This window comes from Betaproteobacteria bacterium (assembly GCA_016720925.1).
Taxonomy (GTDB): Bacteria; Pseudomonadota; Gammaproteobacteria; order Burkholderiales; family Usitatibacteraceae; genus UKL13-2.
On record JADKJR010000009.1, the window covers coordinates 21,801 to 35,526 of the forward strand.

9 protein-coding genes and 1 pseudogene are annotated in these 13,726 nt (G+C 60.3%); 5 read left to right on the forward strand and 5 right to left on the reverse strand.

What is annotated here, in order from left to right; all coding sequences use genetic code 11:
* Nucleotides 1-10: 10 nt before the first annotated feature.
* A complete protein-coding gene (locus IPP88_14205; GenBank protein MBL0123817.1) occupies nt 11-1,381 on the forward strand; it encodes an iron-containing alcohol dehydrogenase in 1,371 nt (456 codons plus the stop codon).
* A gap of 327 nt (nt 1,382-1,708) precedes the next feature.
* Here the strand turns inward: IPP88_14205 and IPP88_14210 are convergent, their stop codons facing one another.
* Nucleotides 1,709-2,686: a Gfo/Idh/MocA family oxidoreductase gene (locus IPP88_14210; protein MBL0123818.1), complete on the reverse strand. Its 978-nt coding sequence runs from the start codon at nt 2,684-2,686 to the stop codon at nt 1,709-1,711.
* Between the two features lie 2 nt (nt 2,687-2,688).
* Nucleotides 2,689-3,510 carry a DeoR/GlpR transcriptional regulator gene (locus tag IPP88_14215; GenBank protein MBL0123819.1) on the reverse strand — a complete coding sequence of 274 codons (822 nt, stop codon included), beginning with the start codon at nt 3,508-3,510 and terminating at the stop codon, nt 2,689-2,691.
* Nucleotides 3,511-3,691: 181 nt separating this feature from the next.
* Between IPP88_14215 and IPP88_14220 the strand changes: the two genes are divergently transcribed.
* The 3 genes and pseudogenes from IPP88_14220 to IPP88_14230 all read left to right on the forward strand — a co-directional run bounded on the left by IPP88_14220 (nt 3,692) and on the right by IPP88_14230 (nt 8,597).
* Nucleotides 3,692-5,806 (forward strand): bifunctional rhamnulose-1-phosphate aldolase/short-chain dehydrogenase, encoded by a 2,115-nt coding sequence (locus IPP88_14220; GenBank protein ID MBL0123820.1) that lies wholly within the window; start codon nt 3,692-3,694, stop codon nt 5,804-5,806.
* A gap of 39 nt (nt 5,807-5,845) precedes the next feature.
* Nucleotides 5,846-7,129 (forward strand): annotated as a pseudogene (gene rhaI, locus IPP88_14225) (L-rhamnose catabolism isomerase).
* A gap of 70 nt (nt 7,130-7,199) precedes the next feature.
* Complete coding sequence (locus tag IPP88_14230; GenBank protein MBL0123821.1) at nt 7,200-8,597, forward strand: L-fuculose kinase; 1,398 nt, start codon at nt 7,200-7,202, stop codon at nt 8,595-8,597.
* Between the two features lie 834 nt (nt 8,598-9,431).
* On the opposite strand, the gene IPP88_14235 is transcribed toward IPP88_14230, so the two are convergent.
* The gene (locus tag IPP88_14235; protein ID MBL0123822.1) at nt 9,432-10,001 is read right to left on the reverse strand and encodes an esterase; all 570 of its coding nucleotides are present in this window, start codon (nt 9,999-10,001) and stop codon (nt 9,432-9,434) included.
* Between the two features lie 22 nt (nt 10,002-10,023).
* The gene (locus IPP88_14240) at nt 10,024-11,031 is read right to left on the reverse strand and encodes an aldo/keto reductase (GenBank protein ID MBL0123823.1); all 1,008 of its coding nucleotides are present in this window, start codon (nt 11,029-11,031) and stop codon (nt 10,024-10,026) included.
* Nucleotides 11,032-11,216: 185 nt separating this feature from the next.
* Between IPP88_14240 and IPP88_14245 the strand changes: the two genes are divergently transcribed.
* A complete protein-coding gene (locus tag IPP88_14245) occupies nt 11,217-11,639 on the forward strand; it encodes a YXWGXW repeat-containing protein (protein ID MBL0123824.1) in 423 nt (140 codons plus the stop codon).
* A 123-nt stretch (nt 11,640-11,762) separates the two neighbouring features.
* Here the strand turns inward: IPP88_14245 and IPP88_14250 are convergent, their stop codons facing one another.
* Complete coding sequence (locus IPP88_14250; GenBank protein MBL0123825.1) at nt 11,763-13,430, reverse strand: hypothetical protein; 1,668 nt, start codon at nt 13,428-13,430, stop codon at nt 11,763-11,765.
* Nucleotides 13,431-13,726 lie beyond the last annotated feature (296 nt).

Below are 13,726 nucleotides of genomic sequence, written 5' to 3' on the forward strand. Positions count from 1 at the left end.
CAAAGTCAATATGCAGAATTTGATCAGTGACATAGTTCGTTCATTTGGTTTGCCGAAACTCAAGCAGGCGGCAGGGGTGGTGACACGCCGGCTGCCGATTCCGCAGCCGGTGCTGCTGGTCGGGCCTGGCGCCAGCGCTCGGCTGGGCGAGGCAATCGGCGATTTCGGACACCGCAAGGTGCTGATCGTGACCGACGCGATGGTATCCAAACTTGGCCTGATGAAGCCCCTGATGGAAGCGCTTACTGCCGGTGGCACGCCCTACGTGGTGTTTGACGCGATTACACCTGATGCGCCCATCCCCGTGGTCGAAGAAGGTATTGCGTTGTTCAAACGCAAGAAATGCGATGCGATTATCGCCTTTGGCGGCGGCTCCGTAATGGACGCGGCCAAAGCGATTGGCCTTTCCGCCGCGAACAACAAACACCCCCGTGAATTGGTCGGGTATTTCAAGGGCCGGCACGGGCCGGCGCCGATCTACGCCGTACCCACCACCGCCGGCACCGGTTCAGAGGTGACCGTGGCGGCAGTGATATCCGACCCCGAACATGCCACCAAACTGGTGATCGCCGATACCCGGCTCGTCCCCGACATGGCCGCACTCGATCCGTGCGTGATGACCGGCCTGCCGCCCGCGATCACCGCCGCCACCGGCATGGACGCGTTGACACACGCGGTCGAGGCCTACATAGGCGGCTGGTCCACCGCCTACACCGACCGCATGGCGCTCGCCGCCATTGGCATGATTTACAAATATCTGCCGATCGCCTACCGCGACGGCAGCAACCTGCGGGCACGCGAGAAGATGTCGCTGGCCGCCGCGTATGCGGGAATCGCTTTCACGCGCGCCAACGTCGGCAACGTGCACGCCATCGCCCACCAGCTCGGCGGCCGTTACCACACGCCACATGGACTGGCCAACGCCATCATGCTGCCGGCGGTGTTGCGATTTTCAGCACCCGATATCGCGGCCAAGCTGGCGGTGTTGGCCGTACGAACAGGCGTGGGCGAGGAAGGCGAGCGAGAAGACACGCTGGCGCGCAAGTTTCTCAAGTCAGTTGACGCCATGAATGCGGCGCTCGGTATTACCCGTCACTTGGAAGCGTTGCAGGAAACGGACATTCCCGAACTTGCCAAAGCAGCCTGCTGGGAAGCGGATTCCAACTACCCGGTGCCGCGGCGCATGACGCAGGAAGATTGCGAGGCGCTGCTGCGTGTCGTGCTACAGCCGAAGGCCGAGGCAAAGCGCGCAACGCGCAAGCCCTCGGCGCGTGCGAAGGTAACGCCCAGGAAGAAGGTGGTGGCGCCTCGGGTTGTTGCCGCCGCCCGTCGAAAGCCACGCGGCAAAGTCAACACCGGCGTCCGCAAGCAAGCGCAATGATTCGCGGTGATGCCTGACTTCGGGGCGCGTCCAGTTCGCAATCGAATCCGATGACTGAAAATGAATATTGAGTAACCAGCATTGGCCGTCGGGACTGCGGAATGATTGCAATTCGTCTGGGATTTTTTCTGGAATTCGCTGAAAGGCGCGGGTTCGCGAATGAACGTTTTTTGGAGCTAGAACTTCCGCTTTCGTTGGAAAAAAGCAGTCGTTTGTCATCGGAACGGTCGCCCTCCAGGAGGAATTGTGTTGCTAATATTCTCCATCGAACTTGCGAAAGTCCCGCCGTAGTCTGTCCGGCATTCCCAACAAACTCGACCTCTACCGTCACCGCTGCCGCCGAATGTCATCGACAAGTTCCAGCGCCCGCCGGGCATCCGAAATGCTCGCTCGCGGCGCGGCACCATTGAGCACCACATCGACGAAATGCGAAAACTGCCCGGCGTAGCCTGCGAGCACCAGCGAGTTGTTTCGATCCGCCGGAACGGTGAAGTTAGGCTCCCAGAATTCTTCGGGGCCTACTTCCGGGCGATAGTGGTAGCGCACTAGGTTATCCACCATCACGGAGTGGCCTTCACCGGTGATCTCGACGAATTCGTTGTGCTGTTGCCATGACTGGGTGTTGCCGAACTGCAGTCCGCCGACGGCGCCACTGGCAAAGCGTAGTGTTACCGCATAGCTCCATTGCCCTTCGCGAATGTCGGCACGCTCGATATGCATCGCAGTGACTTCACCCATGAAGTGGCGAGCAAGATCGATCAGGTGAATCGGATTGTCCACGAGGTAGCTGGCCTCATCGGCGTAGTAGCGGCCGCCGACCATGAACTTGCCGAAGAAGGATGTTGGCTGGCCGAATTCTGGCCGGCGCATTGCCGCTGCGGCCATGCCATACGCGGTGGCGAAACGTTTGTTGAAGCCCACCACCAGTGGCTTTCCGGCCTGCTGCGCGGCGTCTTCAAGAATTGCCGCATCCGCCGCGTTTTCGGCCGCCGGTTTCTCGCTCCACACTGGCAGCCCGCGCGCAAGGACGTCACTCAGTACGCGCCGATATGCGGCAGCCGGAACAGCCACGATGCAGGCATCGAGATTTGCGGCCTCGGCGTCGAGCATCTGCTCGTGGCCAATGTAGTGACGCACGTTCGGGTACGTGGGCGCGTCGTGGCGTGAGCAGGTCGCCGCCACGTCGATGGCGGCGAAGCGCAAGGCTGGCTGGATGATCGCGTTGCCGTGGCGGCCGGCACCGATCAGGCCAACGCGAATGCGTCCGGCTGCCCTACTTGCCGGACTCCCGGCAACCACTGCCATCGCTATCCCGCAGCCGCGATTTCGTTGGCGGCGGTGTCGGGTTGCCGATCGGGAACGGGTACAACGATGACCTTGATGCCGGCGGTGCGAAATACGTCGAGCTCGTCGGGGCGTGCGCCGTCATCGGTAATCAATACCGAAATGCGCTCAAGGTCGGCAACGATCATGGACGAGCGATTACGCAACTTGCGACTGTCGGCCATGATCACCAGGCGCTCGGCGCGTTGCAGCAGGCGACTTTCCGCCTGCGCGATCAAGGGATCGGTCTCCATGATGCCGAAGCGGCCGATACCATAGCATCCGGCGAACATGATGCCGGCGCGGAATCCGTCGATGGCATCGTTGTTGAAAGGACTGAGGATAATGTTCTGCTCGCGGAAAAGCGTGCCGCCTGGCAGCGTGATGCGATTTTTGCTGGTTTCGAGGAGCTTGGCTGCAATGGGAAAAGAGTTGGTCAGGATGTCGAGACTGGTATCGGCAAGAAATTCCACGAGCGCATAGGTGGTGGTGCCCCCCTGGATGATGATGCTCTCATCGCCCTCGATCAGTTTCACCGCCGCCGCGGCAATGGCCCGCTTTTCCGCGACGCAAAGTTCCTGGCTCATGGCGAACGGGACACCCACCAGGCGCGCCTCGTGGCGCGGGCGCACGGCTTCAGCGCCACCGCGGATGCGCCGCAATGTGCCCTGTTCGGCCATCGCGTTGATATCGCGTCGAATCGTCGCCTCAGAGGCATTGAGAAGCCCGGACAAGTCGCTCACGCTCACGATCGATCGATCATTGACGAGCTTGAGAATAATGGTATGCCGCTCTCGTTCCAGCATGGCTTCTCTCCGCTATTTCGTGCGGAGCATTATTGCACTAATTCAATCATTGACTTGTCTTAACGTCCACAAAAACAGCGGACGATTGATTGCAAATGATCGAACTTGACTGTTTATGGCTATTATTGCTATGTTGCGGTCTGCACATCGCTCGCCTAAAGAATCAAGTGAAGAAAAACCCATGGACGCCATGACTGCCCCAGTTGATAAAAATCTAGTGCTCGAAAACAAATGGGATGAGGCCAAAGCGTCGCAACTCACCGCACCGGAATTGTTGCGCTATCGCTCCAACCTGCTGGGATCGGACAAACGGATTACCAACTATGGCGGCGGCAATACCTCATCGAAAATTCCCATGATCGATCCGCTGACCCGGCAAGAAGTATCGGTCCTCTGGGTCAAGGGTTCCGGCGGCGATATCGGCACGATGGGTCTCGATGGATTTGCCACGTTGAACATGGACAAGCTGCGGTCGCTGCAGGCGCTCTACCGCGGCCAGGAATTCGAAGATGAAATGGTGGGGCTGTATCCCCACTGCACGCACGGATTGAATCCGCGCGCGACCAGTATTGATACACCGTTGCACGGTTTGCTGGATAAGGCGCACGTCGACCACATGCACCCGGATGCCGTCATCGCCATTGCCGCGTCCGCCGATAGCCGTGAACTGACCCGGCAGATTTACGGCGACAAGATTGGCTGGCTGCCCTGGGTGCGCCCGGGGTTTGAACTCGGCGTGCGTCTGCGCGATTTTTTACGCGATCATCCTGACGCCGATGGCGCCATTCTGGAGGCCCACGGCCTGTTTACGTGGGGTGATACGCAACGCGCGTGTTACGAAAACACCGTCGGCACCATCAATCAGGCCATCGCTTGGCTCGCGACGCAGCAAGGCGAAAAGCATCCATTTGGCGAGATCACAGCAGCGCCGCTGCCGGCGGACAGGCGGCGTGAAATTGCGGCCGCAGTGATGCCGCAAATTCGCGGCCTGATTTCGACTGCCACACCGAAGGTCGGCCATTTCGACGACAGCCCGGAGGTCCTTGAGTTCGTCTGCCGGACGGCGCTTCGACCACTCGCTGCGCTCGGCACGTCCTGCCCGGATCACTTTCTGCGCACCAAAATTCGTCCGCTGGTTCTGGAATTCAATCCCGCCACAGAATCCGCGACCGACGTGATTCCGCGCATCGCGGATGCCGTGAAAGCGTACCGGGCCGACTATCAGGCCTACTACGATCGCTGCAAACGCGCCGATTCGCCACCGATGCGCGATCCCAATGCCGTGGTCTACCTGATCCCCGGCGTGGGCATGATGACCTTCGCCGCGGACAAGGCGACGGCGCGTATCTCGGCAGAGTTCTATATCAATGCCATCAACGTCATGCGCGACGCTTCGCGGGTGTCCACCTATCGCGGCCTGCCCGAGCAGGAGGCCTTTGATATCGAATATTGGTTGCTTGAGGAAGCCAAGCTGCAACGCATGCCAAAACCCAAGGCGCTGGCCGGACGAATCGCGCTTATCACCGGTGCCGCGGGCGGCATCGGTCTGGCGACGGCAAGGCGGCTGATGGATGAAGGTGCCTGTGTGGTGCTCTGCGATATCGATGCGGAGGCCCTGCTTGTCGCCCGCAATAGTCTTCGCGCGAGCCACGGCCGGGACAATGTTGCCTCGGTGGCGATGGATGTGACCGACGAAGAATCCGTTATCCGCGCATTCCGCGATTCGGCCTGGATGTTCGGGGGTATCGATGCCTGCGTGTCCAATGCCGGCATTGCGACGGCGTCACCCATCGAGGACACAACACTGGAACTGTGGCAACGCAATATGGAAGTCCTTTCCACCGGATATTTCCTGGTGAGCCGTGAGGCAGTGCGGGTACTGAAAGCGCAGGGCATGGGCGGGGCGCTGGTTTTCGTCGGCTCGAAAAACGCCCTGGCCGCATCGCCCGGCGCTGCTGCGTATTGCACGGCGAAAGCATCCGAACTGCACCTGGCGCGTTGCCTGGCGCTTGAAGGCGCCCCCATGGGCATCAGGGTCAACGTGGTAAATCCCGACGCCGTGCTGCGCGGTTCACGCATCTGGCAGGGCGAGTGGGCGGACCAGCGGGCACAGCAATACAATACGACGACGGATGATCTGGAAGCGATCTACCGGGAACGAAGCCTGCTCAAGCGCAGCGTATTTCCCGAAGACGTCGCCGAAGCCATCGCCTTTTTCATCTCGCCGCGATCCGCAAAATCAACCGGCAATATTATTAATGTCGACGCCGGACACGCCGCCGCCTTCACACGCTAAGGCGCCTAGCCGTCACCCACTAGCCGCCAAGGAACACGCATGATCGCCATGGATTTCGTCGCGGAACACAACGCCGCCCGCGCGGCCGATCACGCCAGCGACTACGACGCTCTGGCCCGCCAACTTGCGCGTCGCGGTATTGATATCGAGCGCATCGCCGAAGGTGTTGCACGTTTTCGTGTGGCGCTGCCGTCGTGGGCAGTCGGCACCGGCGGCACGCGATTCGCGCGCTACCCCGGCCCGGGTGAACCGCGCGACGTTTTCGACAAACTCGACGATTGCGCGATGATCCATCGCCTGACGGGCGCGACCAATGAAGTCTCGCTGCATTTTCCATGGGACACGCCGGCAGACCCAGCTGCGCTGCGCGCGCGCGCCAGCCAATTGGGACTGGGATTTTCCGCCGTCAATTCGAACACCTTTCAGGATCAGCCCGGACAGGAACAGTCCTACAAGTTCGGCAGCCTGTGTCACACCGACGCTGCGGTGCGCGCGCAGGCTATCGCACACAATCTCGATTGCATCCGCATCGGCGAGGCACTCGGTTCGCACGCGTTGACTGTCTGGATCGGCGATGGCGCCAACTTTCCCGGCCAGCAACACACCGTCCGCGCCTTTGAGCGCTACCTGGCGTCAGCCGCGGAGATTTACGCCGCGCTGCCCAGTGACTGGACGATGTTGATCGAACACAAGATGTACGAGCCCGCCTTCTATGCCACGGTGATTCAGGATTGGGGCAGCTCGCTGATGGCCGCGCAGGCGCTGGGACCCCAGGCACGATGCCTGGTGGATCTGGGCCACCATGCGCCGAATGTGAATATCGAAATGATCGTCGCGCGCCTCATCCATGCCGGTCGCCTCGGCGGTTTCCATTTCAATGATTCGCGTTATGGTGATGACGATCTCGATACCGGCTCGATCAATCCCTACCGCCTGTTTCTGGTCTTCAACGAATTGATTGATGCGGAATGGCGTGGTGCGGCCAATCCCGGGCTGGCCCACATGCTCGACCAGTCGCACAACATTACCGACCCGATCGAGAGCCTGATCTCAAGCACCATCGAGCTACAGCGTGCGCAAGCGCAGGCATTGCTGGTGGATCGTGCGGCCCTTGCTGCGCTTCAGTAGGGCAATGACGCGCTGATGGCATCGCAAACATTGAAAGCCGCCTTCATTACCGATGTCTCGCCCATTCTGGCGCGTGCGCGTGAAATGAACGGCGCGGCCCTCGATCCCCTTGCTGCGTACCGTGCCAGTGGCTATCGTGCGGCATGCGCCGCCGCGCGACCCGCAAGGAAGGGTGGCGGCGGCGGTATCGTCTGATCATCTCGAACGATTGGCGCAAATGCCGGCCATGCACCCACTCCGTGACCCAATCGAATTATGAAAATGAATGCGATCCGTGGCCAGCACCGTGCATGACCTCATTGCGGTTCTGGATGTCGGTAAAACCAATGCCAAACTCAGCCTGGTGGATGCCGCCACCGGGTTGCCTATCCACGTCGTGCAACGGGCCAACTCGCCGACAGAATCGCTGTCGATGCGTCAGCTTGATGTCGCCGGGATGGAGCACTGGTTCCTGGGTCAACTGCGCGACTGTCCCGGGCGTGAGCGCATCACCGCGCTGGTGCCGGTCGCGCATGGCGCCGCGTGTGTGCTGGTCGATGACCACGGCCATGTAATCGCCGCACCTGATTACGAGGACACTTGCTTCCGCAGAACCGCCAGCGAATATGAACGTGAGCGCGCGCCGTTCGCCGAGACCCTGTCGCCGCGATTGCCTGACGGCCTGAATCTCGGCGCGCAGTTGTATTTCCTGGAAACTCGCCACCCGCAAGTCTTCGCCCGCGCCGCGCGAATTTTTCCACTGCCGCAATATTGGGCATGGCGCTTCAGCGGCGTGTCGGCATCCGAAGTCAGTTCGCTCGGGGCACATTCGGATTTGTGGTGTCCTGTTCGCAATGAATTTTCCTCGCTGGCGCGCCGTCGCGGTTGGGACAAGTTGTTTCCGCCATTGCAGCCCGCCACGGCCACGCTCGGTTTGATCGACGATCGCATCGCCGCGCTCACCGGTCTTTCCGCTGATTGCCGGGTGTTTTGTGGCGTCCACGATTCCAACGCGTCGTGGCTTGCCCACCTGCGTGATGTCCGGAATGGTGCGGCGCTGACGGTGATTTCCAGTGGCACGTGGATCATCGCCATGACGAGCAACGGCGATCTCTCCCGGTTGCGTGAAGATCGCGACATGCTGGCAAATGTGAATGTTTTTTCGTCGCCTGTGGCGACGGCGCGCTTCATGGGCGGGCGCGAATACGCGGCGATCGCCGGGCCTGAAAATGCCACTCCGTCCCTCACCGATTTGGAACGCGTGATCGCCGCCAGAGTCATGGCGCTACCCAGCTTCGCCGAGGCCGGCGGGCCATTTCCGGGACGGGTGGGCCGTATCGTTGCGGAGGCGAAACTCTCCCCCGGCGAACGCGCAGCCCTCGCCAGCCTGTATGTCGCGCTGGTCACCGATGTCGTGCTGGATCTGCTGGGCGAATCGGATGCGATCGTCATCGACGGGCCGTTCGCTGGCAATCCGCTGTATGCCGGCATCCTCAAGGCATTCAGGCCGGGTGCGAACATATCCATCAGCAATCTTGCCTCCGGGGCCGCGGCAGGGGCGTTGGCGCTGGTGCTCGGCGAATCGACGCCGGCGGCATCCGTCGCGGTTCATGCGGTAACTGCGTTGCCCGTCGCGGGACTGATTGAGTATCGGGATGCGTGGCGGGCTCTCGTCGAGCGTTGACGGAGATTGCGAGCAAATATGATCAAAACGATCGGTTGTTGCGCTTCCATAAATCCTGTCATCCCGGCGCAGGCCCATAAGCGCTAACTTAATCCGTTTTCAAATTAATAATGTTGTCATCCTGAGCGAAGCGAAGGATCTCGTGGCGACCAGATCCTTCGCTTCGCTCAGGATGACAATGTTTTCCTTGGACGGAAAATGAACTAAGTTAGCGCTTAAAGGCGCAGGCCGGGATCCAAGTTTTGTAAGCATATGATGCATTGACAAAAATTGGGCCAAGCCACTGCATTGGCTCGGCGTTCTCCGGGCGCAGAGCATGCTCTGCGAATTCCCCGCCTCACCCCCAGACTAAATCCGGGGCGACAGAAATTCAGTTTTGAGAAGTCCTCGTTGGGGAACTTCTACCCCCCCCTTGCCAAGTCTTCCGGCCAAGGTGACATGAGGGGGAAGGAATGAAAGAGCGGACCGGTACTTGTTCATAGCCGAGCAGCGCGAAGCGAAGCTGGCCAAAAAAATTCATCAACAACGATGAAGGCGAGAATATGGAGGTTTCGAGAAGTTCCCGCGCAACCTCAAGGACTGGCGGGCATCCCAGGCCAAAATGCCGCCGTTAGCCGCAACAGTACTAGAGTTTCCCCGTCACACCCACTAGTGTCCCAACGTTTGGCGCGCGAGACTTGTTAACCCGATGATTTTTCATGTGAAAGGTCGTATTTTGAGTGTTGTCGATTTGAAATTCGTTTGCAGACTCGCCCATCTATTGGAGCGTTTCCTCGCCAGTGAACGCCGTACTCGCAGGTTAATTCGCTTTTATTTTGTTCAAACGTTGGGACACTAGTGCGTCAAACCCGCAAATTTCACCACGTCAGTAATGTGCATTGGAAACGACTTCAGCTCATGATCCCCGCCCTCAATCACAATCTGCTTCGCCCCCGCGCAGTACGCAATCGTCCGCCGATGATCGAGTAATTCATCCCCCATTTCCACCATCAACAAATACCGCTCCGGCCGCGTAATTGCTGGTACAAACAACGCCTTCAAATCGGCAACGTGTGACGCATCAAAGGCAAATTTCTCACCGGTGTACAGATTGGTTTGCTCACCGAGGTGCTTCGCCAATGTTTCAAACGGTCGAATCGACGGATTCAATAACACCGCGCGGCACCCCAGTTTTTCTGCAAGCACCACCGCATAAAATCCGCCCAACGATGAACCAACGACCGTCAAATCCCCGGATGCAATGCCGTGACATGCCGATTCCAGTTGCGCGACCGCAAGCGCCGGACGAAAACTCAGATCCGGCGCGAGGAAGTGGATACCGGGAGGATGCGTACGCAGGTACTCACTAAGCTGCGTCGCCTTGCGCGACTTCGACGAACTCCGGAAGCCGTGTGCATAGACAATGGTTTGAGTCACCCGCGATCACCTAAAGGCCAGTGGTTCGGCCAATCAGCGGATAGTACGGATCGTTGTAACCCGGCGTCGATGGATGTCCCGGCTTCACCAGCGAATCCACCAGCGTTTCATCGTCACCGGTAATCAGAACATCCAGCGCGCCAAAATAGTCCTGCCATTGTTCAAACGTACGCGGCCCGGCGATCACCGCGCTCACGGCTTTATTGGCCAGCACCCAGGCTGTGGCGAAATGCGCCAGCGAACGGCCCGTCTTCGCGCAATGCTCTTTCAGCGCATGTGCAATCACCAGCGATTCTTCGCGGAATTCGGTTTCCATGATGCGTTTGTCGCCACGCCCGGCGCGGGTGCCCTCGGCGGGCTTACTGCCGGGTGCATACTTGCCAGAGAGCACGCCGCGCGCAATCGGGCTGTACGGCACCACGCCAATGCCGTAATGCGCGCAAGCTGGCAGCACTTCCACTTCAGGTTGGCGATTAAGCAGGTTGTAATACGGCTGGCACACCACCGGACCGGGCATGTTTATCTCTCGTGCCACGCGCACAGCTTCCGCAATCCGCCAGCCGCGAAAATTCGATACGCCCCAGTAGCGAATCTTGCCCGCCCGCAATAGCGCATCAATCGCGCGCAGCGGTTCTTCCAGGTCCATGCCATTGATGTCGCGGTGCATGTAATAGATGTCGATGTAGTTGGTACCCAGGCGCTGCAGGCTCGCCTCGCATTCGCGCATCATCCACGTTCGCGAATAGTGCGATTCGTTCGGCACACTCGACATCTTGTTGCCGATCTTGGTGGCGAGAATCCACTGGTGGCGCGCGCCCTTTAGGAGTTCACCTACCATCATTTCTGATTTGCCGGTTGAATAGACATCGGCGGTATCGATGAAGTTGACGCCGTTTTCACGGGCGTGTGCGACGATGCGCCGCGCTTCAGTGATTTCCGTCTGATCGGCGAACATCATCGCACCCAGACAGAGTCGGGAGACTTTCAACGGGCTTTTGCCAAGAGGGTGATATTGCATTCGGGATCTCGCGAAACAAAGGGTGGACGCAGCGAAGGTACCGACAGGGTAATGGATTCTTCACATTGGGAACAGTTTCCCCGCTCGCAATACTCGCTTACATCTTATTTGGTGTTGGTCCTACATCCGACATGCCAGGGTGCGCGTTAACCTGTTGTAGCACCATTCAACTACTGGAGAATCATATGTGGACTCGCAAATTGCTTTTGAGCGCTATCGTGGCGTCAACCTTTACCGCCGTCGCGCCCACCGCGCAAGCCCGGGTGGACGTGCTAATCAATGTTCCGCCACCGGCGATGCGCCATGAAGTAATGCCTGCGCCACGCGCGGGTTACATCTGGGCGCCCGGCTACTGGAACTGGCAAAGCAACCGCCATGTCTGGTCACGGGGCCATTGGGAACGTGAACGGGTCGGCTATTACTATCATCCCAATCGCTGGACGGAACGCGACGGCCGCTGGGTCAATGAGCGCAGCCGCTGGGATCGCAACCGCCCGATGGGCGACCGTGACCGTGATGGCGTGCCGAATCGCGCCGATCGTGATCGCGATGGCGATGGCGTCCCGAACCGGGTAGATCGTGCACCGGATAACCCGCGTCGCCGATAAACAGCTTCAACCGCTAAAGCACCTCGTCTACTGACGACGTGCTTGCGTGTCAACTAGAGCGAATGGCTGAACCCTTCGGGTATTCGGTCGTTCGCTTTTTTTTCGTCGCCATCAACCACGTGTTCACCACTTGCAGCCTTTTTCCGAAACGCTGTCCCACAACAGTGGCACGACTGCCGCGAGACCCATGCCGGAATAGGCGTCGCGGCAATCTGGACGTTTTAGCGCTTTATCGAATGCCTGTTGTTCCTTGGTTCTGCTGTCTTCCTTCGGCCTGACGTTAAACGGTAACAGCGTACGCGGACCCGACCCTTCGCGGGCGAGTTCGCGGGCTCGCTGACGAACTGCATCGAGGTCGATGCGTGGCGCATTGCCGGCAGCCGACGGCGTCGGCACGCGCGGTATCGTTGCCGCACCGGCAGCGGCATCGACGACTGCCGTGCCCGCGTCGTCCGGCGCGCCCGGTGCGACACGCGACGCGGATGGCAATACAGACGGCGGCGACGTGTGAATTGGGGTCGATGGCGTCATCGGCGGCGGCGCGGCGCCCACAGGTTCTGCGATTCGATCGGCGGCCTCGGGCACCGGTTGTGCGATCCGCGGCACCTGCGCGGCTGGCGCGATAGTCTCGATCGGCGCGGCTGGTGTGACCGGTGGCAGACGCGGCAGCAATTCGGTCGGGCGCACCACTTCTCGTTCAACCTGCGACGGCGTCAGCGGCGCGAGCGGTACCATCCGCGGCAATTCAATCGGCGGCGGCACCGCTTCAGGCTCGATGCGCGGCGACACAAAAGTCTTCAGCCGTGGTGCCTCGCCCGGCGCCCGGGTCTCGCGCTCGGCGCGCGCGGGTGGGGCTAACGGGGTCAACGGAATGAGGCGCGGAATCAACTCAGTGGGCAAGGCAACATCGCGCTCGACGGTCGGCGGATCGATCGCCTTTGGCGGCGCGATGGCATTGAGCCTTGGCAGCGAGGGCAACGATGACGGCAGATGGGCCGCGGCAGGCTCGGGCTCCGATCGCATCGGTGCATCCGGAATTACCACCGGCACGACGACAGGTACGGCAGGCACGACAAAGTTTGTCACCGGCTTGTCGACTTCTGTCGCAATCACCGGCGGCATGACGGGTGCGGGAGGTCTCTCTTCAGATGTTGTCATGGCAGGGGACGGGGGCGCAACAACTGCGTCGGGTGCCGCGTTGCTCAGTGGCGGCGTGACAGGTGCGTCCGGCGCTGCCGGGATGCGCCGTTTCGGACTGCCTGGCGACGTGGCAACGCGGCGCGGCGGTGCGTCTGCATCACGATCAACAGGCGCCTGGAAGGTCACGCTCAGTGGCCCACTACGCTCACCGCGAGGTTCACCGCTACGCGTGCCACCACCGGTAGTGTCGCCGAACAGCGCAACGGCCAGGATGTGCAGCAGGATCGACAGCCAAACCCACTGCTTGACCGACGGTGGCGGCGAGGTCTTCAAGCCGATGCGACGGGCGGCGACGTTTGCGGGCACCGCGGCATGATGCGGCGGCATGATCTCGGGACCATCGGCTGCGATTCGCACGCGCCAGCCCGGGGCCAGCGCCAGGAAAGGAATGATCTGCGGGCAGCGGTCAATCAAATTCGCGACGGGCAGGGTTTGAAAGAATCCCGGCGTTCGCGAGCGACCGCCGCCTTCCCCTCCCCAGATATACCAGCCGCAGGCACCGCGCTCCGGCGACACGCGGCGCGCATTCAGCGGCGGTTGTCCCAGTGTATTAATGGCGACGGCGACTTCGTCCAACGGTGTTGGGGGCACGAAGGCCGATCCGTACGTAGTACAGATTTCCCGCGGCGTATGGTTCTCGGTCCAGGCGGCGGGCGCAATTTCACCCCGAGTGGATTCCCCCGGTTCTGGAATGGCATCAATTTGTCCGCCAGGACTCATGGGGATGGGATTGGCAATCGGTCGCGAAAATTCGCTCGACTGAATGCTACTACCTGTAGGCGCGCTTCGCTACTCGCGTTGGCATGGACAGGTATTGAAGACAAGAACTACGGAAACCACAGAAGACACGGAGGTAAGACAAAAGCGACTTGGTCTTCTCCGCGTCT